A 26390-nucleotide genomic window follows, 5' to 3' on the forward strand; every position below is an offset into this window, starting at 1 on the left:
CGATCCGGCGATCGAGGCTGGCCGTCATTCCGGGGCATCGCGCAGCGATGCGCCCGGAACGCATGAACGCGTCTTTCGACCATCCGAATGCTGTCGGTGCAGCCGCTTCCTGATCTCTGTCCGGTGTTCATGGGTTCCGGGCTCAGGCCTGCGGCCTGCCCCGGAATGACGGTGGAACGCCGGCAACGCGGGGCATTTTAGCCGAAGGGATATGAATCGAGCAGGCGGAAGCGGCCGGCGCGGCCGTCCTGCTTGAACAGGGCGAAACGGTCGAGTTTGACCGATCCGGTCGGGAGGGCCTCCGCATAGGCCGCTTCCAGCCCCTGCTTGACCGGTGCCGCGTGCTCGCCCGGCAAGGAGCCGGTCAGCGTCATGTGGAAGCGGAAGGCGTCGCCCACATAAGGATAGCCATAGGCTTCGAGATAGGCGTGCTGCGCGGGGGTGAGCGGGCTCTTGAGGCGTCGCGCCCGGTCCGCTTCCTCCAGCGGCGCGCGGAACGGCTCGAAGGCCTGCACGAGCGTGAAGGCGAAGCGTTGCAGCTCCTCGCTGGGCTCCGACGGCGTCAGCGCCACGAAGGAGCCGAGCGCCGTGACGCTCAGGCCCGCCAGCGTCACGCCCTCCCGGCCGGCGGCGTAGTTCCGGGCGAAGGCGCGCAACTGCTCTTCGCTGCGCCCATGAGCGAGTTCGAAGGGCGCCTTCAGCGTGGCGTGGAAGCCGTAGCGGCGCGGCTCCTCGGTGAGGGCCGGCCATTGAGCCGGATCGCAGCCGGGTGGAACGGCGAAGGACAGATCCTCGCCGGTGAGCGCATCATAGCCGAGCGTCGCGCTGCCGAAGCGCCAGAGGGGGCTTTCGGCGGCGGGAGCGTAATAGACGGCGTAGCGCGGCTTGCTCAAAACGCGCGCTCGCCTTTCGACCAGACGGCGCCGATGACCGGCGTGGCGCCGAGCACTTTGAAGCGCAGCAGGTCGGCGCGCAGGCCGGATTTGAGATGGCCGCGATCCTTGAGGCCGAGGATGTCGGCGACCTTCCAGGTCACCATGCCCATCGCCTCGGGCAGCGCGATGCCGTGGCCGGCATTGAGCTTGACGACGGCCTGCAGCAGGCTCGCCGGAACGTAGTCCGAGGAGAGCCCGTCGAGCAGGCCCTTCTCGGCCAGTTCGGAGACCGAGACGCCGCCGGAATGCGAGCCGCCGCGCACGACGTTGGGCGCCCCCGCGACAGTCGCGAGGCCATGCTTCTTGGCGGCTCCGGCCGCTTCGATCGTGGTCGGGAATTCGGAGATCACGGCGCCCGACGCGATGCCATCTGCGACATGCTCGGGCGTGGTGTCGTCATGGGTCGCGAGCGGGATGCCGCGCGAACGGAAGACGTCGACGACCGCCGACCAGTTCTTCGAGACGTTGGTGGCGCCTTCCTGCTGGCGCATCACCACGTCCTCTTCGAACTCTTCCTGCGTCTTGCCGTTGCCCATCGCATAGGTCCGCAGATGCTCGATGTTGCGCCATTGGCGCTGGCCCGGCGTGTGGTCCATCAGCGAGACCAGCTGGACGAGTTCGTCGTCCTGATAGGGCTCGATGTCCTTGATCAGGTCCGGGCTCGTCAGCTCGCAGCGCATGTGGATGCGGTGGTCGATGCGGAAGACGTTCTCGCGCTTGCCTTCGGCGAGCGCCTTCATCACGTCGGCGAAGATGTCTTTGCGGTAGTCCTTGGCCGAGAAGGGCGTGCCGGCGCAGACGGCGTCGTAGACGGTGGTGACGCCGGCCGCGGCCATCTGCGCGTCATGGACGAGCGCCGCCGCGAGCCCGTTCGGCCAGAAGACCTTGGGGCGCGGCATGAAGTGTTTTTCCATGTTGTCGGTGTGCATCTCGACGAGGCCGGGCGCGACATAGTCGCCGCCGACGTCGATGGCGCCAGGCAGGGATGACCCGCCCTGATCGACCGATACGATGCCGTTCGCGTCGAAAGCGATGGTGCCGGTGATGACCTCGTTCTCGAGAATGAGTTTGGCGTTGGTGAGAACGGTTTGCATCGTCAGGCCTTCCGGAAAGCGGTGATGTCGAGATAGCGCGTCGCGACGCGTTCGCGAACCGCCTCGTCGTGGAAAATACCGACGATGGCGGAGCCGGCGGTGCGCGCCTCCGAGATGAGGTCTACTACGACGTCGCGATTATTGGCGTCGAGCGAGGCGGTCGGCTCGTCGATCAGCATGATCGCGGAGGGATCGACGAAGGAGCGGGCGATGTTGACGCGCTGCTGCTCGCCGCCCGAGAAGGTGGCGGGCGCGAGGTTCCACAGCCGCTCCGGCAGGTTGAGGCGGGCGAGCATGGCCTTCGCCTTTGCGGTTGCGGTCTCCGCCGAAGCGCCGCGCGCCAGCAGCGGGTCGCGCACGATGTCGAGCGTCGAGACGCGCGGGATGACGCGCAGGAATTGCGAGACGAAGCCGAGCGTGCGGCGGCGGACATCGAGCACGGTGCGCGGCACGGCGGCGACGATGTCGACGGGGCGGCCGGCATGGGTGATGCGGATCGCGCCCGCCGTCGGCTTGTAATTGCCATAGAGTATGCGCAGCAGGCTCGATTTGCCGGCACCCGACGCGCCGGCAAGCACCAGCGCCTCGCCGGCCTCGACATGGAAATTGACGTTGTCGAAGACGGGCAAACGCGCTCCGCCCTGGTTGTGCAGGGTGAAGGTCTTGGCGACGTTCTCGACCTGAATCATCGTGGTCATGGTGTCAGTGCCTTGCCGCTTCGCGGTGACGAGGATGTGACGGGGGGCTTCTGTCATTCCGGGGCGGGCCGTCAGGCCCGAACCCGGAAACCACGACTGGGCGAGCGACCGTGATCGCCATTGGCACAAGTCTCACCCGGTCGTGGGTTCCGGGTTCTTCGCTTCGCGAAGCCCCGGAATGACAGAGGTACAGCTCACACACTCAGCACCGCCGAAGTGAGAAGCTGCGTATAGGCGTGATGCGGATCGTCCAGCACCTGATCGGTCAGGCCCTGCTCGACGACATAGCCGTCCTTCATCACCATCAACCGGTCGGTCAGGAGCCGGGCGACGGCGAGGTCATGGGTGACGATGATCGCGGCGAGGCCGAGATCGCGCACCAGCACGCGCAGCAGATCGAGCAGGCGGGCCTGCACGGAGACGTCGAGGCCGCCGGTCGGCTCGTCCATGAAGACGAGGCGGGGTTCCGAGACCAGCACGCGGGCGATCTGCAGGCGCTGCTGCATGCCGCCGGAGAACTGGCGCGGCCGGTCGTCGATGCGGGCGTCGGCGATCTCGACGCGGCTCAGCCAGTCGAGCGCGCGCTCGCGGATCTGGCCGTAATGCCGGTCGCCGCGATCCATCAGGCGCTCGCCGACATTGCCGCCGGCGGTGACGTCCATGCGCAGGCCGTCGCGCGGGTTCTGGTGGACGATGCCCCAGGCCGTACGCATCAGGCGGCGGCGCTCCTGCTCGGAGACAGAGTAGATATCGAGCGGTTCAGACCCGCCGCGAAACAGCACCTCGCCCTCGTCGGGCTTGTCGATGCCGGCAAGGCAGCGCAGCAGCGTCGACTTGCCCGAGCCGGATTCGCCGACGATGCCGAGCACCTCGCCCGGCCAGAGATCGAAGGAGACATCGGCGCAGCCGATGCGCTCGCCATAGAAGCGGCTGACATTGGCGACCGAGAGCAGGGGAGCGGGTTCGAGATCGAGCTCGGCGGGAGCGACGTGAAGGGTCATGGGGTCGTCTCCTCGACCAGCCCGCTCGCGGCGGCATCGCCCAGCATGGTGCCGCGATGGCCTTCGGCCCGGCGGGTCTCGCAGTAATGGCTGTCGGAACAGACGAACATGCGCCCGCCGCGATCGTCGATCACGACCTCGTCGAGATAGCTGTCGGCAGCACCGCAGAGCCCGCAGGGTTGGGTCCAGCTCTGGATGCGGAAGGGGTGATCCTCGAAATCGAGGCTGCGCACGCTGGTATAGGGCGGCAGCGCGTAGATGCGCTTCTCGCGGCCGGCGCCGAAGAGCTGGAGCGCGGGCGACATGTGCATCTTCGGATTGTCGAATTTCGGGATCGGCGAGGGCGCCATCACGTAGCGATCGTTGACCATGACCGGATAGTCATAGGTCTTGGTGATCTCGCCATAGCGGGCGATGTCCTCGTAGAGTTTGACCTGCATCAGCCCGTATTCGGCCCAGGCATGCATCTTGCGGGTCTCGGCCTCGCGAGGCTCCAGCCGGCGCAGCGGCTCGGGCATCGGCACCTGATAGACCATGACCTGGCCGGGCTTGAGCGGCGCCTCCGGGATGCGGTGGCGGGTCTGGATGATCGTCGCCTCCTCCGTCGCCTCGCAGGTGCGGGCATCGGCGGTGCGTTCGAAGAACTTGCGGATCGAGACGGCGTTGGTGGTGTCGTCGGCGCCCTGATCGATCACCTTCAGCGTATCGTCCGGGCCGATGATCGCGGCGGTGATCTGGATGCCGCCGGTGCCCCAACCGCGGGCGAGCGGCATCTCGCGCGAGCCGAACGGCACCTGATAGCCGGGCACCGCGACCGCCTTGAGCAAGGCGCGGCGGATCATCCGCTTGGTCTGCTCGTCGAGATAAGCGTAGTTATAAGCCGGCTTCGTATCATCCGCCGGAATCTGGTGAAGGGTCATTCCGCAGCCTCCGGCATGCTTTCCCGCTCGCGTGCGATTCGCTCCTCGCGCTCCCGGCGGATGCGGCGGATCAGTTCGAGCTCGCCCTGGAAATCGACATAGTGCGGCAGCTTGAGATGCTCGACGAAGCCGGCCGCTTCGACATTGTCGGCGTGGTAGAGGACGAACTCGTCCTGCTGCGCCGGGTAGTTGGTCGCCTCGCCGAAATCGCGGGACTTCAAGGCCCGGTCGACCAGCGACATCGACATCGCCTTCCGCTCGCTATGACCGAAGACGAGGCCGTAGCCGCGGGTGAATTGCGGCGGGACTTCCTTCGAGCCCTGGAACTGGTTGACCATCTGGCATTCGGTCAGGGTGACGTCGCCGAGATCGACCGCGAAGCCGAGTTCCTCCGGCACGAATTCGACCGCAACCTCGCCGACGCGGACCTCGCCGACGAAGGGATGCGTGCCGCCAAAGCCGCGCTGCACGGAATAGCCGAGGCCGAGCAGGAAGCCCTCGTCGCCGCGCGCCATGGATTGCAGGCGCACGTCGCGGTCGGCCGGGAAGGAGACGGGATCGCGGGTGAGGTCGAAGGGGCGCGGATCGCCCTCCGGCGGCTCCTCCGCCTCCATCAAACCCTCGGCGCCGAGGATGTCGGGCACGCGCGGCATGGTCGCGTCGAGAGGGGCTTTCAGGCCGTCATGCTCGGGCTTGACCCGAGCATCTCCGGACACGGAGGCTCCGGTGCTTTCTTGTCCCGAGATGGCCGGGTCAAGCCCGGCCATGACTGCGGGAGAATCCATCAGCGCGAAGTCGAACAGCCGATGCGTGTAGTCATAGGTCGGGCCGAGCACCTGCCCGCCCGGCAGATCCTTGTAGGTCGCCGACACGCGGCGGCGGATCGCCATCGCGGCCGTATCGAGCGGCTGGGAAGAGCCGAAGCGCGGCAGCGTCGTGCGATAGGCCCGCATCAGGAAGGCGGCCTCGATGACGTCGCCCTGCGACTGCTTCAATGCGAGCGCGGCGAGATCCTGATCGTAAAGCGAGCCCTCGTTCATCACGCGGGCGCAGGCCAGGGCCTGCTGCTCGCGGATCTGGGCGACGCTGATTTCCGGAACGGCGGGGTCGCCGCGGCGCGCCTCGGCGACGAGGTCGTGCGTGGCGAGGATGGCTGCCTCGCCGCCCTTGACGGCAACATACATCAGCGGGCCTCCTCGATTTGCGTCGAGCGCGGCAGGCCGGTCATGCCGTCGCCATGAGTGAGCACGACATCGACACCGAGCGGGTAGAGCGCGTTGTTTTCGCGCAGCTCTTCGACGAAGCCGGGGCGCAGGCCCTGCGGCGCGACCGTGCGCGTGCCGGGAATGCCTGGGCCCGAGAGGGTGAAGGCGGTGCCGCCCTCCAGCGCTGCGACCTGCACGATCACGGTGGTCGAGCGATCCGGGAACTGGTCGTTGCCGAGATTGAAGGCGGAAAGCTTCGGTTCATTTGCCGCGCCGTCGAGCACCGCGAACGCGGCCTCGGCGGGATCGTCGACCAGCGCGACACCGCAGTGGAAGCGCAGCCAGGCGCCGGCCGCGCCGTCGCGCAGGGCTGCGGGCAGCCACACCGGCGTCTCGTAATCGGCGAGCGACAGCAGCGCGGTCGCCGTAGCAGCGGCAAGACCCTCCGGCGGTGCGATCTCGGCTGCGACACGCTGCAGCGTGCCGGGCTCGGAGAGGGCGGCGAGCAGCGCGCGGAAGGCCGCCTGGGACTGGAAGACCGGATCGGAGAAGCCGGGAGCGATCATCGATTGCGATGACATCACGAGCCCCTGACCAGCGTGAAGAAATCGACCTTCGTGGCCGCGGCCTTGCGGGAGGCGAGCTCTCGGGCGGCCGCCTGCTGCGCCGCGAGAGCTGCGACGCCTTCATGCAGGCCGCCTTCGGCCTCGTCCTGAAGCCGGGCGTCGAGCAACGCGGCCAGCCGCGCCTTGCGGCCGTCGCGGCCGAGCGCATAGGAGAAGCCCATCCGTCCGGTCGAAAGGCGCACGACGCAGCGCGTCACCGTGGCCTCGCCCAGATTGAAGCGGCGGCCGGCACCGCCGGCGCGGCCCTCGACCATCACGGTTCCGGTTTCGGGGGCCTTGAGCACTTCATGGTCGGGTGGATCGCCCAACAGGGTCTCGATCTCGATGCGGGAGGCGCGCGCCAGCGTCGCCATCCAGCCTTGTCTCGCGGTTTTCTGGCTCATCGGCGCGGGCTCGCTGGTCAGTTCCGAATGTCTAGACTATGCTAGAAGAGTTGATGGCAAAGGTCTATACTTTTCGGATGAAATTTTGATGACGGATGCGGCAATCGCGGAACGGGATGGCGGAACAGCCTGGCGGCGCATCGCCGATGAACTGGCTGATGCGATCGGGCGCGGCGAATACAAGCTCGGCGACACGCTGCCGGCCTCGGTCGCGCTGGCGGAACGCTACGGTGTGCATCGCCACACCGTGCGGCAGGCCTTCCGGCATCTGGCCGAGCAGGGGCTGGTCACTGTCTCGCGCGGACGCGGCACGCAGGTGACAGCGCCGCGCCTGCCTTATCCGATCGGACGGCGCGTCAGCATGCGCACCAATATGGGCAAGCTCGGCATCACCGGCACGAGCCGCATGTTGTCGGCCGAGACGGTCGTCGGCGAGGCGGCGGCCTGCACGGCGCTGGGCCTGAAGCTCGGGACGCCGCTCTGGTGCGTGCGGGGCGTAAGCCTCGCCGATGGCGTGCCGATGGGCACGGGCACGCATTGGCTCTCGGTCGAGCGCTTCCCGGATTTCGACAAGGCCTATCGTGAGGCGGCCGGTTCTATCACGGCAGCCTTCAAGGTCTACGGCATCACGGATTATGTGCGCCTCTCGACACGGTTGACGGCGCGGCTTGCCGATGAGCGGGAGGCAGAACTGCTGGAGATCGCGCCCGAGGCTGCCGTGATGATTTCGACGGCGGTGGATGCGCTGCCGGACCTGACGCCGGTGCATCTGGTCTCGAGCGTCTTCGCTGCCGAACGCATGGAAATGGTGATCGAGCCGTTCGGGGATCGTTGAGGAGTGTCATGCTCGGGCGTGACCCGAGCATCTCAGGACGAAGAGCCGCCTCTTGCCGCGGGAGCTTCCCGGGTCTTCGCTTCGCTACGCCCGAGAACGACGGCCCAGGAGGTCAGTTCGCCCGCTTGCCGATGATGGCGAAGCGCAGCTTGCCGGAGAGGAAGTCGATGGCGGAGACGGCGGCGAGGATGAGCAGGATCAGGAAGGAGACCTGCTGCCATTCCAGCGTGCGGATCGTCTCTGCGAGATAGAGGCCGATGCCGCCGGCGCCGACGATGCCGATGATCGTCGAGGAGCGGGTGTTGGATTCGATGAAATAGAGCACCTGGCTCGCGATGACCGGCAGCACCTGCGGCAGCAGGCCGAAGCGGATCTCATGCGCCTTGCCGCCGCCGACGGAGGCGACGCCCTCGACCGCCTTGCGGTCGGCGGCCTCGATCGCTTCCGAATAGAGCTTGCCGAAGGCGCCGAGATCGCTGGTCATGATCGCGAGCATGCCGGCGAAGGGGCCGAGGCCCACGACGTTCACCCAGATCAGCGCCCAGATCAGCGCGTCCACGCCGCGCACCGTGTCGAGCGAGCGGCGGGCCAGGAAATGCACGACGCGGTTGGCGACGACGTTGCGCGCCGCGATGAAGCCGAGCGGCAGGGCGAGTGTCGCCGCCAGAACGGTGCCGAGAAAGGCGATGGCGATCGTCTCGAACAGCGCCTGCACGAAGATCAGGGCGCGGGCCCAGGAGCCGGGGTTGGGAGGCAGCATCAGGCCGACGAAGGAGCCGAGATTGCCGAGCCCGGCGAGGATCTTCCAGAGCGAGGTCTCAAGGGTCGTCAGCCCGTAAAGGAAGAGGCCGAGCAGCACGGTGATGGTGCCGATGGTGGCGAGCTTCGTCTTGAGCGAGCCGCGGATCGCGGCCTGGTGGCGGTTGACGATGTCGGCACGCTCGGCCGGGGTGAAGGCGAGGCTCATCGACCGTGCTCCAGGCTGAGGAGGGCGTGGCGCAGGCGCTCGGTGCCGTAGTCGATCAGCATCACCGTGACGATGATCAGCAGCAGGATGGCGCTGACATCGGTGAAGTAGAATTTGCGGATGGCCTCGATCAGGTCCTGGCCGATGCCGCCGGCGCCGACGAAGCCCATGATCGAGGCGCCGCGGACATTGATCTCGAAGCGGAGCAGCGCATAGCTGGCGAAATTGGAGAGCACCTGCGGCACGACGGCGAAGCGCACGATCTGCCACCAGCTGCCGCCGGAGGCGGTGACGCCGTCGACCGGCTTCAGGTCGATGTTCTCGACCACCTCTGAGAACAGCTTGCCGAGAGCGCCCATGGTATGGATGGCGATGGCAAGCACGCCCGGCAACGGGCCGAGACCAAAGGCGATGACGAAGATCAGCGCGAAGACGATTTCCGGAACGGTGCGGCAGAATTCGAGAAAGCGGCGGACAGTGAAGCGCAGCCATGCGGACCGGCCGAGATTGGCGGCGGCGGCGAAGCAGAACAGGAACGCGCCGACGGCGCCGAGCACGGTGCCGACATAGGCGATCAGAATGGTCTGCCAGAGCAGCTTCAGCCAGTTCTTGAGGCCCCAATACCATTCCGCAAGGTCTGAGCCGAGGCTGGCGAGGCGCAGCGTCGGCAGTGTCTCGTAGATGTATTTCGGGAAGCGGTGGATGTTCGCGAAGAACTTGGCGAGATCGACCTCCGAGCCGCGCGCGGCCAGCAGGACGCAGACGATGAAGACGGCGGCGCCGATGAGCGCCTGGCGGCGCTTGGCCACGGCCGCCTGCCGATATGTCTCGGCATGGGCCAGGATGGCCGGGTCGTTGCGGTCGATCGCGAGGGTCATGGCGGGGGCGCTTCCACTCCGTCTCGGGACCGGCTGGTGCCGATCCCGGACAAGGGCGTCATTCCCGGGCGAAGCGAAGCGCAGACCCGGGAATCTCTGTCGGGAGATGCCCGGGTCAAGCCCGGGCATGACGTGCTGATGATTACGACGACTTCTTCTTGCGGAGGTCGTCGACGAACTTGTTGAGCTCGATGATCGGGTCGTAAGCCTTGTTGTCGACGGCGACGAGCGGGCCCTGCTTGCCTTCATAGATCTTGTCGAAGGCGGCCTTGTCCTTGGTGGCGAGGTTCAGCACCGCGTCGCGGATCTTGGCCTTGAGGTCATCAGGCAGGTCGGTGAGATAGGCCATCGGCGAGTTCACGATCTGCTCGGACTTGTAGATGATCCGGAAGTCGTCGGCCTTGACCATGTTCTTGCGGGCCATGCGCTGCAGGTTCGACTCCTGCTCGTCGTTCCACCAGTTGGCGGCGATGTCGACGGTGCCCTGCTGCAGGGCGATGACCGCGTTCTCGTGGCTGCCGGTGTAGACGACCTTGGAGAAGAAGGTTTCCGGCTCGATCTTCATCTGGTTGAGGACGAAGCGCGGCACGTTGTTGCCCGAGGTGGAGTTCGGATCGACGAGGCCGAGATTCTTGCCCTTGAGGTCTTCGACCTTCTGATAGGGCGAGTCCTTCTTCACGTAGAAGACGGAGTGGTAGCCCTTCGTGCCGTCGAGGTTGGTCTCGATCGCGAAGGCGTCGACCTTGGCGCCGGTCATGCGGGCGCGGGCGAAGGAGGCCGGGCCGTACATGCCGATATGGATGTTGCCGGCGCGCTGGCCCTCGATGATCGCGGCGTAGTCATTGGCGATGCGCAGCGTCACCTTGGTGCCGAGTTCCTTGGCGAGATAGTTCACGAAGGGGGTGTAGCGCTCGACCACGCCCGAGGCGTTCTCGGCCGGGATGATCGCGAAGACGAGCTCCGGATACTTCGCCTTCCAGTCCTGGGCAAAGGCCGGGGCAGCGGTGGCGGCGAGGCCGGCGACGGCGAGCTTGAGGGTATGACGACGGGTCAGCATTGGGTCTGCTCCTGGTTGCTGTCGGGATGCTCTTTTCGCGGCGACGGCCTTTGGCCGCGCCGGCGATCCTTCGCTTGTCAGGCGATCTTCTGGCGGGCGCGCTTCGCCTCGGAGGCGGCGATGGCATCGAGCGCGTCCAGCGCCTCGGCGCCGGCATCCTTGGCTTCGATGCCGTAGAGTTCGGCTGCGACCTCGCGCGTCAGCGCCTGCGGCACGTCGTCGAACACGACCTTGCCGGCCGCCATGCCGATCAGCCGGTCGCAATACTTTGCCGCGATATCGAGGTCGTGCAGGTTGCACATCACGGTGATGCCGTCCTCGCGGTTGATGCGGAACAGCGCGTCCATGACGACTTGCGTGTTACGGGGATCGAGCGAGGCGATCGGCTCGTCGGCGAGGATGATGCGCGGCTCCTGGACCAGGGCGCGGGCGATGGCGACGCGCTGCTGCTGGCCCCCGGACAGGGTCTCGGCGCGTTGTGCCAGCAGATGCCCCATATCGAGACGTTCGAGCGCCGCAATGGCGCGGATCTTGTCGTCTTGGGAGAAGCTCTTGACCAGCGTCAGGGCGGCGGAGCGGTGGTTCAGGCGCCCGAGCAGCACGTTGGTCAGCACGTCCAGGCGGCCGACGAGGTTGAACTGCTGGAAGATCATCGCCGTGTCGCGGCGCCAGCGCCGCAGCGAAGCCCCCTTCAGCGCGGTGACCTCCTGCTCCTCGCAGGCGATCCGGCCGGATGTCGGCTCCGCCAGCCGGTTGAGCATGCGCAGCAGAGTTGATTTGCCGGCTCCGGACCTGCCGATCACGCCGACCATCTCACCCTTGGGGATCGACAGCGAGACATTGTCGACAGCATTCTTGTCGCCAAAGCGCTTGGTCAGACCTTCGATACGCAGCATGTGATGGGTTCTCGCGCACGATGCGGGCATGAGCGCAGCCCCGTCCGGCCCTGACCGTGGGGCAACTCATCTCCATGGCGACGAGAGCTAGCGGCGGCTGATGACAGCGGCGTGACAGTGGCCGAAAGCGCGATCCGGTGACCTTGGATGGCCTCGTCAGAGCGCGTTCAGCAGCGCGTCGACGCAGGCGCGAACATAGGCTTTCCGCTGGGTGGCCGGCATCGGCTTCACCCCGAGAAGGCCGCGCAGTTGGTGCAGGCCGCGCAGCATGCCGACGAACTGTTCGGCGAGGAGATCGGCTTCGGCAAGGCCGAGCGGGCGGGCAACGCCGTGGCCGACGCGTGACCGTTCGATGAGCAGCGTCACGATGGCGGCGCTCATTCTCTTGGCGCCGGCCTCATAGGCAGCGCGGCCGAGCTCGGGAAAGCGTGGCGAGGCGCTGACCACCAGCCGGTGCAGATCGAGGGAGGCCGGACGCAGCATGAGCTTGAGCATGTCCTCGCCCAGCTGCGTCAGGGCGCTGCGCAGATCGGCGGCGGGCGACGCCTGCTCGAGCGGCAGAGTCAACGTTTCCGTGAGGCCGGCACAAATCGCCTTGAACAGCGCCTCCTTATCGGCGAAATGGCTGTAGATCGTCTGTTTCGAAACACCGGCCCGATGGGCGATCTGGTCGAGGCTCGCGCGCTCGAACCCCTCCGCAAGGAAGGTTTCGGCGGCTGCGCGGGTGATGGCGTCGTGCTTGTCGGGGCGCGCGCGTTCGGCGGAAAGGGATTTGGCCGGGTTCGTTTCGGTCTGGTCGGAATCGAGCAGGCGTGTCTTGGCGCCGTTTCGCCGGAGGGGTTTCGGCACGGGTCTTGCCTCGCCGCCTGCCGGTTCGGTGAGAGGGGTTGCCCGGTGTCGACGGAGGGGGGTGTCAGCCATGCTCCCGCACACTTGGCCTCTTATCAAACTAGACTGTCCAGTCTAAGATAGTCGCGCGGTATTGGAGCGTCCAGTCTTATGAAGCGGTTTGTTCTCCTCGTCGTGGTCGCGGCGCTCGCGGGCGGCGGCTATTACGCCTACCGCAACCAGCGCGCCGGCACGCAGCAGGCCCAGGCCAGCGCCGTTTCCGGGCCGCGAGCCGTGCCGGTGGAGGTGGCTTCCGTCGAGACGATGACCGTCAACGAGGAGGTCGAGGCGCTCGGCACGCTCGCCGCGGATGAATCCGTGATCATCGCTTCCGAAATCGCCGGCCGCGTCGTCGCTCTCGGCTTCAAGGAGGGCGAGCGGGTCAAGGCCGGTCAGGATCTGGTCAAGCTCGATACCGCCATCCTCGATGCCGAGCTGAAGCAGGCGCTGGCCGATCTCGGGCTGGCGCGCGACACCAACGAGCGGCTGAGGGCGCTGGTGCAGCGCGGCTCGGGCACGCAGGTCGCGCTCGACGAGTCGACGGCGCGGCTCGCGTCCAGCGAGGCGCGCGTCCAGCTTGCCAAGGCCAAGCTCGCGCAATCGACCATCGTCGCGCCGTTCAGCGGCGTCGTCGGTCTGCGCTCGGTCGGCATCGGCGATTATGTCTCCGTCGGCAAGCCGCTGATCGTGCTGACCAGCATCGACCCGATCAAGGTCGATTTCCGGGTGCCGGAGATTTATCTGAGCCGCGTCAAGGTCGGCCAGCCCGTCCAGGTGCGCGTCGATGCCGTTCCGGACCGGACTTTCACGGGCCAGATCTTCGCGATCGACCCGGTCGTCGACGTCAACGGCCGCGCGATCCGTCTGCGCGCCAACGTTCCGAACGGCGATCTCGCCCTGAAGCCCGGCCTGTTCGCCCGGCTGTCGATCACGGTCGACCAGCGCGAGAACGCCATGGTCATCCCCGAGATGGCGGTGGTGCCTGATGGCGTCGGCAAGATGATCTACGTCGCCGAGAACGGCAAGGCGCGCCGCGTCGCGGTCGAGCTCGGCAAGCGCCTGCCCGGCAAGGTCGAGGTGGTCGGCGGGCTGAAGCCCGGCATGCAGATCATCACCGCCGGTCAGATGCGGCTGCGTGACGGCAGCACCATCTCCGTCAAGGAAAAGCCCGTCCAGACGAGCCAGCTCTGATGAGCCTGTTCGAGCTCTTCGTCCGCAGGCCCGTCCTTTCGACGGTTCTGAGCCTGCTGGTGATGCTGATCGGCATCGTCTGCTATGGCCGCCTCACCGTCCGCGAATACCCGAACATCGACGAGCCGATCGTCTCGGTGCAGACGATCTATCGCGGCGCCTCGGCCGAGATCATCGAGACCCAGGTCACGCAGATCCTGGAGAACTCGATCGCCGGCATCGAGGGCATCGAGATCATCTCCTCGGCCAGCCGCCAGGAGCGCAGCCAGATTTCGGTGCGCTTCCGCCCCGACATCGATCCCGACGTTGCGGCCTCCGACGTGCGCGACCGCGTCAGCCGCGTGCGCGGGCGCATGCCGGAAGAGATCGACGAACCGATCATCGCCAAGGTCGAGGCGGATTCGCAGCCGGTCCTCTACCTGTCGCTGACCAGCACGCGGCACAGCCCGCTCGAGCTGACCGACTTTGCCGATCGCTTCATCGCAGAGCGCGTCCAGAACATCACCGGCGTCGCCGAGGTCCGCATTCTCGGCCAGCGCCAATATGCGATGCGCATCTGGCTCGATCGCTCGCGCCTCTCCGCCTATGACGTTACCGTCCAGCAGATCGAGGCGGCGGTTCGCGCCCAGAACATCGAGATTCCATCGGGCCGGATCGAGAGCAGCGACCGCGAGTTCACCGTGCTGTCGCAGACCGGCCTGGTCACGCCGGAGCAGTTCCGCGAGATCGTGGTGAAGGATGCCGCCGGCTTCCCGATCAAGCTGAAGGATCTGGCGCGCGTCGAGCTCGGCGCGCTCGAAGAGCGCAACGCGGCCTGGTTCAAGGGCTCGCCCTCGGTGACCGTCGGCATCGTCAAGCAGGCGACCGCGAACCCGCTCGACGTCTCGTCCGGCGTGCGCGCGGCGCTGCCCGGCATCATCGAGGATCTGCCCGACGGCATGTCTATCGCGGTCTCCTACGACAGCTCGATCTTCATCGACCGCTCGATCAAGGCGGTGTTCCAGACGATCATCGAGGCGATCGTCCTCGTCGTTCTCATCATCTTCGTCTTCCTGCGCTCGCTCAGGGCGACGCTGATTCCGCTGGTGACGATCCCGGTCTCGCTGATCGGCTCCTTCGCGCTGATGTATGCGTTCGGCTTCACCGTCAACACGCTGACGCTGCTCTCGATGGTGCTCGCCATCGGCCTCGTCGTCGACGACGCCATCGTGGTGCTGGAGAACGTCCACCGCCATATCGAGGACGGCATGGAGCCGAACAAGGCGGCGATCCGCGGCATCAACGAGATCGCCTTCGCCGTGGTAGCGATGACGCTGACGCTGGTGGCGGTCTATGCGCCGATGGCGTTCTCGACCGGCCGCACCGGCAAGCTCTTCATCGAGTTCGCGCTCACGCTCGCCGGCGCGGTGCTGGTCTCCGGCTTCGTCGCGCTGACGCTGACGCCGATGATGTGCGCCAAGCTCCTGCGTCACCACGACAAGCATAGCTGGCTGTACAATGTGCTGGAGCGTGGCTTCGAGGGGCTGTCGCGGGGCTACAGGGCCTCGCTGCGCGCTGCGCTCACCGTGCGTCCGCTCATCGTCCTGCTGGCGGTTGGCGTCGCCGGCGGCGGCTATTACTTCTTCACCCATCTGCGCTCGGAGCTGGCGCCGGTCGAAGATCGTGGCACGATCAACGTGATCGGCGTTGCGCCGGAAGGGGCGACCATGTCCTTCACGGCGAGCTATGCCCGCCGGGTCGAGGAATATTTCAGCAAGCTCCAGGAGGTGGATACCTATCTCGTCATCGTCGGCTTTCCCGACGTGACCCGCGCCATCGCCATTGCCCGGCTCAAGCCCTGGGAGGAGCGCGAGCGCAAGCAGCAGGATCTGGTCGCCGACATCACCCGCGAGCTCGGGCAGATCCCCGGCATCCGCCTCTTCGCCAACAACCCGCCCTCGCTCGGCCAGGGCAACGCCAACAGCAAGCCTGTTGAGTTCGTGCTGCGCTCCTCGGAGAGCTACGCCCAGCTCAAGAGCTATGTCGACCAGCTGATGCGGGAGGTCGCAGACTCTCCGGCGCTCTCGAACGTCGAGACGAACCTCATTCTCGACAAGCCGCAGATCCGGGTCACGATCGACCGGCAGCGCGCCGCCGACCTCGGCGTCGGCGTCGATGTCATCGGCCGCACCATGGAGACGCTGCTCGGCGGGCGACAGGTCACGCGTTTCAACATGAACAGCAAGCAGTACGACGTGATGCTGCAGGTCGCGGGCTCCGAGCGCAACACGCCGCAGGCGCTGCAATCGATCTATCTGATGGGCCGCAGCGGCGCAGTCGTGCAGTTGTCGAGCCTGGTCAGGATCGAGGAGACCGTCGCGCCCAAGGAGCTGGTCCGCTTCAATCAGCTGCGCTCGGCCACGATCACGGCGCTGCCTGCGCCCGGCTATTCGCTCGGCGATGCGCTCAAGGTGCTGGAGGACGCGACCGCACGCGTGCTGCCATCCTCCGTCCAGGTCGACTATTCCGGCCAGAGCCGCGAGTTCAAGCAGTCGGGCGCGAGCATCTTCCTCGTCTTCCTGCTGGCGCTCGGCTTCATCTATCTGGTGCTGGCGGCGCAGTTCGAGAGCTTCGTCGATCCCGTGGTGATCATGGTCTCGGTGCCGCTCTCGCTCACCGGCGCGCTCGCAGCGCTCTACTACACGGGCGGGACGATGAATGTGTACAGCCAGATCGGCCTGATCACGCTCGTCGGCCTGATCACCAAGCACGGCATCCTGATCCTGGAGTTCACCAACCAGCTGCGCGAGGAGGGCAAGGAGATGATCGACGCCCTCGTCGAGGCGGCGGAGCTGCGCCTGCGCCCGATCCTGATGACCACGGGCGCGATGGTGCTCGGCGCCGTGCCGCTCGCCATCGCCCATGGCGCCGGAGCGGAAAGCCGCTCGCAGATCGGCTGGGTCATCGTCGGCGGCATGACCTTCGGCACGCTGCTGACGCTCTATGTGGTGCCGGTCGCCTATAGCTATCTCGCCCGCAAGGTCCATGGCTCGCGCCACGGCGCGGATGAAGAGGCGCACGGGGCGCAGCTGCATCCGGCGGAGTAGAACGCTCCGGCGTCATTCTCGGGCGAAGCGTAGCGGAGACCCGAGAATCTCCGACGGGACGGCGCAGGAGTCTCTTTCGGCATGAGATGCTCGGGTTGAGCCCGAGCATGACGGCGTCTGCCGCCTGACTTATCCCCGCCCCTCCAACCCATGCCTATGCTGCGCGCGTTCCATCCGACCGAGGGGCTTCGCGAGGCATCGTGGGCCGGAGGGGATTGCGGGCTTCACGCCCCGGGCCGTTGCGGGCCTGTCAGGCGTGGAGGTGCCGACTTCGCACGGGCCGAAACAGGCAGGCCCGCGCCCTCGCCCGGCGTCGAAGCGAGGCGGACCCCCAGATACCCGTGCGCGGAGCCGGGCAGCGCGAGGTCGTCGCTGTTCGACACCCATCGACATCGACTCGACATCGGCACGCAGCCGTCGACTGCGAACGCCGCAAGGCTCCGCGCATCCCTCGGATACGCTCGCCCGAAAACCCCGCAGGCTAGTCCTGTACGGGGCTTTCGGTGCGGGGGCCGCAGTGATGCCGGCTCGCTACTGCAGCCGCACCGAGACGCTCTCGCTCGCGCCGGTGCCGTCGATCACCGAAATCCGCATGAAGCCTTTGCCGGGCGGCTGCCACTGCGTCTCGCGCCGGCGCTGCGGCTCGGTCACCGGCGATCCGTCGACCAGCCAGGTATAGGGCGGCGACCCGCCTGCGGCCTTGAGGTTGAGCTGGCCCTTGCCGTCGAGGGCGGCGGCGGAGAGGTCGATGCGCGCGCCGTCTGGCGGGAAGGCGAGCTTGAGCGTCGGCGTCGTCATTGCCGTCACGGTCTTGGGCACGTCCTGCCGGAGATGCCTGAGCGGCGGCGGCAGATGGCCGGTGCTGGCGACGATCGCGTCCGCCGGCTGCGGGAAGGGCCGTGGATCGATGCCGAGCCGCGCGAAGGCGTCGAACAGGATCGGCGCCGCAACCGTGCGCCCGACCAATCCGGGCACAGCGCCATTATCGGCGCGGCCGACCCACACGCCGATCGTGTGCTTGCGGTCGAAGCCGACGGCCCAGGCGTCGCGATAGCCATAGGAGGTGCCGGTCTTGTAGGCGATGCGCCCGGGCACCGCATTGAGCGGCGGAGGCGCGCCGAGCAAGGTATCGGCGACATACCAGGCCGCGACGGGGTCGACGAGGCGCGGGGCGGGGCCTGACGTGGCCGCCTGCTGGCGGAAGCGTAGCGGCAGCATCTCCCCGCCGCGGGCGAGGCCGACATAGGCGCGGGTCAGGTCCTGCAGGGTGATACCGAGACCGCCGAGGCCTACCGCAAGGCCGGGTGCGCCGCTGTCCCTGGGCATGGCGATGGCGACGCCGGCATCGCGCAGCCGCGAGAGGAAGCGCTGCGGGCCCAGCGCCGAGAGCAGTTCGACGGCCGGCACGTTGAGCGAGAGCTGCAACGCCTTGCGGGCGCTGACCATGCCCTGGAAGGTCATATCGAAATTTTCGGGGATATAGATGCCGTAGCGCGCCGGCCGGTCCTCCAGCATCGTCTCGGGATGGGCGATGCCGTTGTCGAAGGCGAGCGCGTAGATGAATGGCTTCAGCGCCGATCCCGGCGAGCGCAGCGCCCGTGTCAGGTCGAGCGAGCCGGCGCGTTCGGCCGCGAAGTAGTCGACGCCGCCAACCGAGGCGCGGACCTCGCCCGTCTCGTTGTCGACTGCGAGGATCGCGATCGAGACTTGCGGGGCTAGCCCCAGGCTGCGCTCGCGGGCGAGGCCTTCGAGCGAGGCTTGCAGCCTTGCGTCGAGCGCAAGCTTGTGGACCCGCAATGTCGGTGCTTCCGCAACGACCTGCTCGGCAACATGCGGGCTCAAATTGGGAAACGGGCGGCGCGTGGTCGGGATCGGTTCGTTGCGGGCGGCTGCGACCTCGTCCTGTGTCGCGAGCCCGGCCTGCTCGACCCGCTCCAGCACGCGCTCGCGCGCCTTGCGGGCGGCCTCGACGAAGCGGTCCGGCCGGCGCGTCTCGGGCGATTGCGGGAGCGCGACGAGCAGGGCGGCTTCGGCGGCCGAGAGCCGCTTCGGCTCCTTGCCGAAATAGGCAAAGCTCGCGGCGCGCACGCCTTCGAGATTGCCGCCGAAGGGGGCGAGCGTGAGATAGAGGTCGAGAATGCCGGCCTTGTCGAAGCGCCGCTCCAGTTCGACAGCGCGTACTGCCTGCCGGAGCTTGGCGGCGAGCGTGCGCTCCTCGCGCGGCTCCAGCAGGCGGGCGACCTGCATGGTGAGAGTCGAGCCGCCGGAGACGACGCGGCCATTCACCAGCATCTGGCTGGCGGCGCGCAGCATGCCCAGCGGGTCGATGCCGTGGTGGTTGTCGAAGCGCCTGTCCTCGAAGGCCTTGAGCATGGCGAGGTAGCGGGGGTCGACATCGCCGTTGGTGACCGGCAGCTTCCAGCGCCCGTCCGCGGTGAGGAAGGGGCGCAGCAGCTTGCCCTCGCGGTCGAGTACCACAGTCGAGCGGTCGGCCGCGGCGGAGAGGTCGAGCGGGGGGAGCGAGCGGGCGTAGAGGGTGAGGGCGGTGGCTGCCGCGATTATCGCGACGGCAAGAACACCGGCAGCGATCCTCAGTTTGCGGAAGCGGCCAGGGCACGGCGTCATGCTCGGGCTTGACCCGAGCATCTCCTGATCGAGATTCTCGGGTCTGCGCTGCGCTGCGCCCGAGAATGACGGGTGTTCTGGTCCGGGGCCGATCATCACCGCACCGCCGTGATCTCCACCGTCCCGAAGCCGGTACGGCCGAAGCGATCCGGCCGGTACATGTCCTCGATCACGGCGGCGGGGGAGACGTAGCGGCCGGGCGAGACCGCCCGCGCGATATAGGCGACGGTGTAGGCGAGCTTGTCGCTCTTCGCGCCCGAGCGCTCGAAGGCGGCGACGAAGCGGTCGTCGCGCGATTCGGTATGCACCGGCGAGACCTCCTGCTTCAGCCAATCCAGCCCAGCGACCGAGGCGCCCTCCGTCAGGTTGGCGTTCTCGATCTCAAGGCCCGCTGGGACCGGATCGACCAGCAGCAAACGGCCATAGCGCGGCGCGCCTTCCGAGACGGTCAGCGCCACCACATAGCGCTCGTTCTGGCGCAGGCGGGCGGGATCGGCGCGCTCGCCCTTCATCGTGTAGATCACGCGCTCCAGCCCGAAGCCCTGGTTCAGGGCCGGCTCCGGCGCGGTCGGGATGCCCGCCACGGTGATGACCGCCTGCGCACTGGCCGCGCCGGGATTGGCGATGGTCAGGGGCTTCCCCTCCAGTGCTTCGGCGGGAATCGTGCGGTAGAGGGCGCCCTTCCGAGCGGTGCCGTCGACCGTCAGCGTCATGCCCTCGGCGTCCTTGGCCATGGCCTGCGCCGCCAGCACCATCCACATCTGCTCCTGTGTCGACGTGTAGCTGTAGCGGGCGCTGTTGCGGGTGGCGTCGAGGATCGAGACGGCGCGGCTGATATCGGCGCGCTCGCCGTTGGATTCGGCGATCAGGGCGAGCACGCCGGCGCCGTCGCGCAGGCGGGAGCCGTAATCGGGCCGCGACAGGCCGTCATCACCAGCCTGCTGCAGCAGCCCGAGCGCGCTGCCGAACGCGGCGCGGCCGCGGCCACGATCACCCAGTGCGGAGAGCGCAGCGCCGATCTGGGCGCGGGCGAGTGGCGTCGCGAAATCGCCGAGCTTGTTGTCTGCGAGGTAGCGCAGATCGCCCATCACCGGCCGGCCGTTGCGGGCGAGCACATAGAGCGCATAGGCGATACCGGCAGCCTCTTCCTTGTTGATCTCGCTGGTGTTGACGACCTGGTTGCGCAGGCGGTCGAGCGCGAGGTTGAAGGCGATCTGCGGCACGGCGAACTGCTTCTCGCGGGCCCGCGTCAGGAAGTCGGTGACGAAGGCATCGAGCCAGAGATCGTCGCCGCCGACGCCCCAGAGACCGAAGGAGCCGTTGCCGCCCTGGCGGGCGAGTACGCGCTCGATCGCGTTGACGACGCGCTCGTCGGCCTTGTCGTCGAGCGCGAGCTGCTCCAGCGAGGCGAGCTGGTTGACGGCGAGCAGCGGCAGCGCGCGCGAGACGGTCTGCTCGGTACAGCCATAGGGGTAGCGGTCGAGCGCCTTGAGCAGAGCGGGCACGTCGAGCGAGCCGAAGGGCGAGACGCTCACCGAGACCTGTCCCGAATTCGGCACGAGATCGGCCAGCAGATCGGCGGAGACGGTGATCGCTCCGCCATTGCCGGGGATGGCCCGGACGATCCGGCGTGCGATCGTAGCAGTCGAGGGCTGCACCCGGACCGCGAGGTTCTGCACCGTGCCGATACCGTTCGGTCCGGAAACGCGCACGTCGAACTCGGCGCGGCCGAGTCCGGCGGCGGTGACGGGGATCGTCATCTGAGTCTTGGCGCCGGCGCCAAGCTGCATGGTGCGGCGGGTGGCGTCGGCCGCGACGAGCACCGGGCCCTTCACGTCGAGATCGACGGTATAGGCGCCGGCCGGCCCCTCGACATTGTCGACCTGGAGATGGAAGCGCGACTGGTCGCCGATGGCGAGGAAACGCGGCAGCGTCGCCTGCGCGACGATCTGGTCGCGCACGATCACATCGGCGCTGGCCTGGCCGGTGCGCCCGGCCGACCAGGCGACGCCCATGACGCGCACCGAGCCGTTGAAGGCCGGCATGTCGAAATCGATCTTCGCCGTGCCGTCCGGCCCGACCTTGACCACGCCGGAGTAACGCGCGAGCGGCTCCTGCGTCGGCTTCTCGCCTTCAAGCTGGGGAGCCCCGTCGCCGCCGGTGCGGATCGCGCCGCGCGTGCCCTGCATGCCGTCGATCAGATAGCCGTAGAGATCGCGCAGCTCATGGCCGAGCTGGCGCTGGCCGAAGAAGAATTTGCTGGGATCGGGGCTCTCATAGCGGGTCAGGTTGAGGATACCGATATCGACGGCTGCGAGTGTGACGTAGGCGTCCTCGCCCGGTTTCATACCGGTGACCTTGACCGGCAGCGACAGCGTCGAGAGCGGGCGCACCAGCTGCGGCGCGCCGAGATCAACAGCCAGCGTGCGCTGCTCCTTGCCGATCTGGAACCAGGAAAGGCCGATGGCGCGGCCGGGCAGGCGCTTGGCGGCGGCGTCCATGGGCCTGTGCGCGAGCACGACGAGATAGGCGCTGGCGCCCCATTCCGCCTTCACCGGGATCGAGGCGCTGGTGCCGCCCTCGGCGATGTCGATGGTGCGGATATCCGCGACCTTGTCGGTAATCACCGCGAGCGTCGCCTTGCCGGCGAAGCGCGGCGAGAGGCGAACCTGCAGGCTCTCGCCATCGGCGTAAGCGGCCTTGTCCAGCGCGACGTCAAGCACATCCGGCGTATCCGCCGTCTTGTCGCTCTCATAGCCGACGCTGAAGGAGACCGAGCTTTCGGCCGCTTCAACGCCGTCAGAGGTCACGTCGAGCCGGTAATTGCCCCATTCGACCGGCGCGGCGATCTTTGCGCCCGCGGCTTCCGCCACCGCGATCTCGCCATCGGCGACGCGGCGGGTGGTCTTCACGCCCTCATAGTTCCAGCGGCCGTCCTGGAAGAACCACTGATAGTTGCGGCGCACCTTCGACAGCACCCATTTGACGCCGGGCCGGGCGATGCGCTTGCCGTCGCCGGTCGCCATGATCACTTCGAAATTGGCGGTCTGGCCGTTGCCGAGGTCGCCGTCCCTGAAAAGCTTCTTGACGCCGATGGCGGCGCCCTTCGGCACGATCGGCAAGGTGACGGAGCGAGCGATGGCGCGCCCGCCGGGTTCGCCGACGCGCACGGTCATCTCGACCTCGAGCGGGCGGTTGGTGTCGGGCTGCTGGACCGGGTTGGTGATCACCGCCTTGCCGGCGGCGTCGGTCGTGGTGCTCTCCTCGAACTCGCTCTGGACGGGCTCGAAGGCCTCGTCGGTGAGGCCGACCTGATAGTCCTTGAAGCCGGGGATGGCGCTGGCGCCCGCGGCACGGATGGTCATCGAGCCGGTGACCTCGAGCTCGGAGCCAGGCGCGCCGTAGAGATAGCGGGCGGCGACGTCGAGCTCGGCCGGCTGGCCGGCCTGAAGCAGTGGCGCCTTTGGCGTTAGCGTCAGTTCCAGCCGCTCGGGCACATAGTCCTCGACGAGGAAGGAGGTCTCGCCGATCGCCTGCCCCTTCGGATCGGAATAGGCGAGGACCCGCCAGGTGCCGGTCGCGGCGCCGGAGACGAGCTGGATCGAATGGGCACGGCCGCCGGCACCCTGATCCTCCACCTGACGGCGGCGATACTCGACGCCATCAGGACGCTTGACGACGATGGTCAGCGGCAGACCCGTGACGGCGGCGCCCTTGGCGTCGCGCAGCAGGGAGGTGAGATAGACCGTCTCGCCCGAACGGTAGACGCCGCGCTCCGTGTAGAGATAGGCGTCGAGGCCGGCAGGCGCGACGCGCCCCTTCACCCCGCGATCGGAGAGGTCGAAGGCGGTCTGCTTCAGGTCGAGGAAGCCGTAATCCTCGGCGAGCGAGGCGGTGACGAGGCCGGGCGCATTGCCGCCCTGGCCCTTGGCAAGCCCTGCATCGAAGCGGGCATAGCCGTTCGCGTCGGTCTTCGCCGTGCCGAGCACCTCGTTGTTGCGCGCGATGAGGCGAAGTTCCGCATTGGCCACGGGCTTCGCATCGGCGAGCGAGCGTGCCAGCACATGCACGCCGTCCGGGCCGGTGAAGGAGGTCAGGCCGAGATCGGAGACGACGAACCATTGCGTCGCGCGGGTCGAGCCGTCGTCATAGGAATCGCTATCGTCACTGACGGGCGCGGAGGCCGGCCCGCCCGAAGGCTTGGCGAACATCACATAGACGCCGGGCTTGAGACTGCCGACAGCTTCCGTGACAGGGAAGGCGGTGATCACGTCCTGGTTCAATTCGGACTTCACGTCCATCGTGCCGGTCCAGACGCTCTGGCCCTTATCGCCCGAGATCTGCTTTCCCGACCATGAGCCGAGCTGACCGAGGAAGTCGTCGGAATGGACGGAGTTGATCAGGTTGCGGTCGCCGATCCGCATGACCTCGAGGTCGAGCTTGCCTGAATTGACCGAGACGACCGGGATGCCCTGCTGGCCGGTGCGCGGCAGCACGTAGTTCTTGCCGGTGAAGCGCACCGAGGGGGTACGGTCACGGACATAGATCTCGTAATCGGCCGATTTCAAAAGGGTCTCGTCGGGAATGGCCGAGGGCACGCCCTGGCGGATGACGACGCCATAGCGCTCGCCATGCTTGAGGCCGTCGACGCAGATCTGGCGATCCTCGGCGCTGACGGCGAAATCGCCTTTTCCGCCGGAGATGGCGACATAGGGCGCGAAGTCGACGCGTCCGCGTGCCAGCGCTTCCGAGAACTCGAAGCAGGCGCGCGGGGAGGCGGCGTCGGAATCGGTCTTGTTTGAGATCAGGCGGAAACCGCGCTTCTCGCGCAGGCTCTCATAGGAACTCTGCAGCGCAGGGTTGGCGGCAAGGTCGAGGCTGAGGCGATAGGTGGTCAGCGCCGGGCGCCAGAGCTCGTTCTTCTCGAAGGTCTGTGCGAGCACGCCGAGCGACGCCGCCTCGTCGCTGCGGGTGGTCGCTCGGCTGTAGGCGAGATAGGCAGCGGCGATGGCGCGCTCGCGCAGCTCCCAGCGCTCGCGATAGTCGCGCGGTTCGATGGCGTTGGCGGCGCGCGCCATCAGGCGCCAGCCGGCGGAACTGCCGGAATCCGCGACGATCGCGGCATTGGCCTGGGGCAGGGCGGAGCGGGCATCGCCGCGGGCGAGCGCGATCTCGCCGGCGCGGACGGCGTCAGTGGCGGAGCGGTTCCCGGCCGAGACCTCGCGCTTCAGCCGCTCCTCCAGCCGCTGGCCGTCGGAGAGCAGGTCGTTGCGGACATAGGCCTTCTGGGCGAAGGCGGGTGCGGCCGAGAAGGTCAGGCAGAGGGCGAGCGCGAGACGGGAAAGCAGGGTCATCGTCGTTCCTCTTCGTCGGCCGGTCCGCCAGGATCAGCGGCAAAGGCTTCAGGCCGATGACGGCGTGAGACGGGGCCGGCAGGCTATCACCGCCCGGCGCGCGTTCAAGTCATGCGAATGCAGGTCGCGCCGGCGGGGCGCAAACCGCCAAAACTTCCGACGGAGCTGCTTTGCCATGGTTGCGGCGCGGCGCGTTCTGACGCTCAATGCCGCCGCTCTGCCCCCGCCTTGAGGACGAGATGATGCCGCGCGCCTGCCAGACCCGCCTGCGAATCGGACGAGCCCGCGCCGCGGCGCTGGCGCTCGCGCTGGTGGCCGCGCCGCATGCAGGCGCTTGGGCGCAGGCGCCCGGCGCGCAGGCCCAGGCTGCGAATCCGCAGATGGCGGCGGCGCAGGCGAGCTTCGAGGCCCTGCCCGAGGCCGAGCGCAAGGCGATCCAGAGCGATTTGATCTGGGCTGGTCAGTTCAACGGCGCGGTCAGCGGCGCCTTTGGTCCCCTGACCTTCCGCGCGATCAACACCTTCAAGGGCGCGCGTGGGTTGGCCGACGGTATGCTCCTTCCCACCGAGCGGGTCGCCCTGGCGAGGACCGCGCAGGTCGCGCGCGACCTGGCCGGCTTCCGCACACTGGTCGACGAGAAAACCGGCGTTCAGATCGGCATCCCGACGAAGCTCCTGCCGAGGCGTGACGCGACGCCTTCCGGCGGCAGCCGCTGGCAGAGCGCCGACGAGAAGGTCACGCTCGACACTTCAGCCTCGCCGCCGGGCGAGGACCTCGCCGCGCTCTTCGAGAAGGCGACAGCCGTCAACCCGAACAGTCCCCGCAAGATCACCTACAAGCTGCTCCGGCCGGAGTTCTTCGTTGTGACGGGCGAGACGCCGACCGGGCGGTTCTATCGCCGGCTCGCGGCCGGGCCGCAGGGGCTGCGCGGCTTCTCGATCGGCTACGACAAGGCGGTCGCGCCGATGGTCGACAGGCTCGTCATCGCGATTGCGGCGAGCTTCGAGCCCTTCCCGACCGGGGCGGTCCCCGCCGCGCCTCCGTCGGTCGCCGGTGCGGCCAGCCCGCAGGCCGGGCTGCCCTCGCAGGCGGTGCCGGCCGCGCGCAGCAACGAACGTTATGGCGTCGCGATCGCGCTCAATGAGCGGATGGCCCTGAGTGTCGCGCCAGCGGTCGATGGCTGCCGCAGCCTGCGCGTCGGTAATCGCGCCGGCAAGCTGCGCCTGAAGGACGATGCGAGCGGGCTCGTCCTGCTCGATCTCGACGGCACGGGTGCTACGAAGCCACCCGGCCTGCGCGCAGAGGCGCCGCGTGCCGATGAGGCGCTGGTGCTCGTCGCCTATGGCAATGATGCCGGCAAAAGGGTTGCTCTGGCACTGCCGGGGCAAAGCGTGCTGGCGGCCGGCGGCAAGCCTGCGCTGCGGGCGCCCCTGCAGCCTGGACAGGCCGGCGCCCCCGCCTTCGACCGGCAGGGGCGTCTGGTCGGGATCGTCACCGACAACCCCTCCGACAAGGTCCTGATCGCCGGCATCGCGCCGCAGCGCAGCTACGCGCTGGCCGATGCCGCTGCCATCCAGGCGATGCTCGGCAAAGCCGGCGCTTCGCTATCGCCGGCTGCGGCGGGCACCGAGCTCAGCACCGGCGCGGTGGTCGAACGCGTCTCGGGCAGCGTTCTGCCCGTCATCTGCGGCCTGTAGCATCCGACTAAATCGCTGGTTGTCACCCGCCGCGCGATCGGCTCAGATAAGCCG

General features: G+C 67.8%; 19 protein-coding genes. 4 read left to right on the plus strand and 15 right to left on the minus strand.

Features of this window, described 5'->3' with window-relative positions:
• Positions 1-197 precede the first annotated feature (197 nt).
• The 8 genes from AC1DEZ_RS22035 to phnG form a co-directional block, all read right to left on the minus strand.
• Positions 198-893 (minus strand): DUF1045 domain-containing protein, encoded by a 696-nt coding sequence (locus tag AC1DEZ_RS22035; RefSeq protein ID WP_441509639.1) that lies wholly within the window; start codon positions 891-893, stop codon positions 198-200.
• Positions 890-2029 carry an alpha-D-ribose 1-methylphosphonate 5-triphosphate diphosphatase gene (locus tag AC1DEZ_RS22040; protein ID WP_476780666.1) on the minus strand — a complete coding sequence of 380 codons (1140 nt, stop codon included), beginning with the start codon at positions 2027-2029 and terminating at the stop codon, positions 890-892. The genes AC1DEZ_RS22035 and AC1DEZ_RS22040 overlap by 4 nt, the downstream gene beginning before the upstream one ends.
• A gap of 2 nt (positions 2030-2031) precedes the next feature.
• Positions 2032-2727: a phosphonate C-P lyase system protein PhnL gene (gene phnL / locus AC1DEZ_RS22045; RefSeq protein ID WP_476780667.1), complete on the minus strand. Its 696-nt coding sequence runs from the start codon at positions 2725-2727 to the stop codon at positions 2032-2034.
• Positions 2728-2921: 194 nt separating this feature from the next.
• Positions 2922-3728 (minus strand): phosphonate C-P lyase system protein PhnK, encoded by an 807-nt coding sequence (gene phnK, locus AC1DEZ_RS22050; RefSeq protein ID WP_476780668.1) that lies wholly within the window; start codon positions 3726-3728, stop codon positions 2922-2924.
• Positions 3725-4648, minus strand: coding sequence for an alpha-D-ribose 1-methylphosphonate 5-phosphate C-P-lyase PhnJ (locus AC1DEZ_RS22055; protein ID WP_476780669.1), 924 nt, complete (start codon positions 4646-4648; stop codon positions 3725-3727). Before AC1DEZ_RS22055 ends, phnK begins: the two co-directional genes overlap by 4 nt.
• Positions 4645-5832 (minus strand): carbon-phosphorus lyase complex subunit, encoded by a 1188-nt coding sequence (locus tag AC1DEZ_RS22060; protein ID WP_476780670.1) that lies wholly within the window; start codon positions 5830-5832, stop codon positions 4645-4647. Before AC1DEZ_RS22060 ends, AC1DEZ_RS22055 begins: the two co-directional genes overlap by 4 nt.
• The gene (phnH, locus tag AC1DEZ_RS22065) at positions 5832-6434 is read right to left on the minus strand and encodes a phosphonate C-P lyase system protein PhnH (protein WP_476780671.1); all 603 of its coding nucleotides are present in this window, start codon (positions 6432-6434) and stop codon (positions 5832-5834) included. Before phnH ends, AC1DEZ_RS22060 begins: the two co-directional genes overlap by 1 nt.
• A complete protein-coding gene (phnG, locus tag AC1DEZ_RS22070) occupies positions 6434-6862 on the minus strand; it encodes a phosphonate C-P lyase system protein PhnG (protein WP_476780672.1) in 429 nt (142 codons plus the stop codon). The genes phnH and phnG overlap by 1 nt, the downstream gene beginning before the upstream one ends.
• Positions 6863-6950: 88 nt before the next feature.
• Between phnG and phnF the strand changes: the two genes are divergently transcribed.
• Positions 6951-7697, plus strand: a complete 747-nt coding sequence (gene phnF / locus AC1DEZ_RS22075) for a phosphonate metabolism transcriptional regulator PhnF (protein ID WP_476780673.1) — start codon at positions 6951-6953, stop codon at positions 7695-7697.
• 112 nt (positions 7698-7809) lie between these two features.
• Here phnF and phnE (AC1DEZ_RS22080) read toward each other — a convergent pair whose 3' ends face one another.
• The 5 genes from phnE (AC1DEZ_RS22080) to AC1DEZ_RS22100 all read right to left on the minus strand — a co-directional run bounded on the left by phnE (AC1DEZ_RS22080) (position 7810) and on the right by AC1DEZ_RS22100 (position 12344).
• Positions 7810-8664, minus strand: a complete 855-nt coding sequence (gene phnE, locus AC1DEZ_RS22080; protein WP_476780674.1) for a phosphonate ABC transporter, permease protein PhnE — start codon at positions 8662-8664, stop codon at positions 7810-7812.
• A complete protein-coding gene (gene phnE, locus AC1DEZ_RS22085) occupies positions 8661-9542 on the minus strand; it encodes a phosphonate ABC transporter, permease protein PhnE (protein ID WP_441509629.1) in 882 nt (293 codons plus the stop codon). Before phnE (AC1DEZ_RS22085) ends, phnE (AC1DEZ_RS22080) begins: the two co-directional genes overlap by 4 nt.
• Before the next feature lie 142 nt (positions 9543-9684).
• Positions 9685-10599: a phosphonate ABC transporter substrate-binding protein gene (phnD, locus tag AC1DEZ_RS22090; protein ID WP_441509628.1), complete on the minus strand. Its 915-nt coding sequence runs from the start codon at positions 10597-10599 to the stop codon at positions 9685-9687.
• 77 nt (positions 10600-10676) lie between these two features.
• The gene (phnC, locus tag AC1DEZ_RS22095; protein WP_441509627.1) at positions 10677-11495 is read right to left on the minus strand and encodes a phosphonate ABC transporter ATP-binding protein; all 819 of its coding nucleotides are present in this window, start codon (positions 11493-11495) and stop codon (positions 10677-10679) included.
• Between the two features lie 156 nt (positions 11496-11651).
• A complete protein-coding gene (locus AC1DEZ_RS22100) occupies positions 11652-12344 on the minus strand; it encodes a TetR/AcrR family transcriptional regulator (protein WP_476780675.1) in 693 nt (230 codons plus the stop codon).
• Between the two features lie 150 nt (positions 12345-12494).
• Between AC1DEZ_RS22100 and AC1DEZ_RS22105 the strand changes: the two genes are divergently transcribed.
• Positions 12495-13574: an efflux RND transporter periplasmic adaptor subunit gene (locus tag AC1DEZ_RS22105; protein WP_476780676.1), complete on the plus strand. Its 1080-nt coding sequence runs from the start codon at positions 12495-12497 to the stop codon at positions 13572-13574.
• Entirely contained in the window at positions 13574-16660 is a 3087-nt protein-coding gene (locus AC1DEZ_RS22110; RefSeq protein WP_476780677.1) for an efflux RND transporter permease subunit, read from the plus strand. The genes AC1DEZ_RS22105 and AC1DEZ_RS22110 overlap by 1 nt, the downstream gene beginning before the upstream one ends.
• A 531-nt stretch (positions 16661-17191) precedes the next feature.
• Here AC1DEZ_RS22110 and pbpC read toward each other — a convergent pair.
• Together pbpC and AC1DEZ_RS22120 are read right to left on the minus strand one after the other, a co-directional pair.
• A complete protein-coding gene (gene pbpC, locus AC1DEZ_RS22115; protein ID WP_476780678.1) occupies positions 17192-19285 on the minus strand; it encodes a penicillin-binding protein 1C in 2094 nt (697 codons plus the stop codon).
• A 95-nt stretch (positions 19286-19380) separates the two neighbouring features.
• Entirely contained in the window at positions 19381-24639 is a 5259-nt protein-coding gene (locus tag AC1DEZ_RS22120; RefSeq protein ID WP_476780679.1) for an alpha-2-macroglobulin family protein, read from the minus strand.
• Between the two features lie 239 nt (positions 24640-24878).
• Between AC1DEZ_RS22120 and AC1DEZ_RS22125 the strand changes: the two genes are divergently transcribed.
• Positions 24879-26336, plus strand: coding sequence for a peptidoglycan-binding protein (locus tag AC1DEZ_RS22125; RefSeq protein ID WP_476780680.1), 1458 nt, complete (start codon positions 24879-24881; stop codon positions 26334-26336).
• The last annotated feature ends 54 nt before the right edge of the window (positions 26337-26390 follow it).

This window comes from Allobosea sp. 10L422, assembly GCF_056395345.1.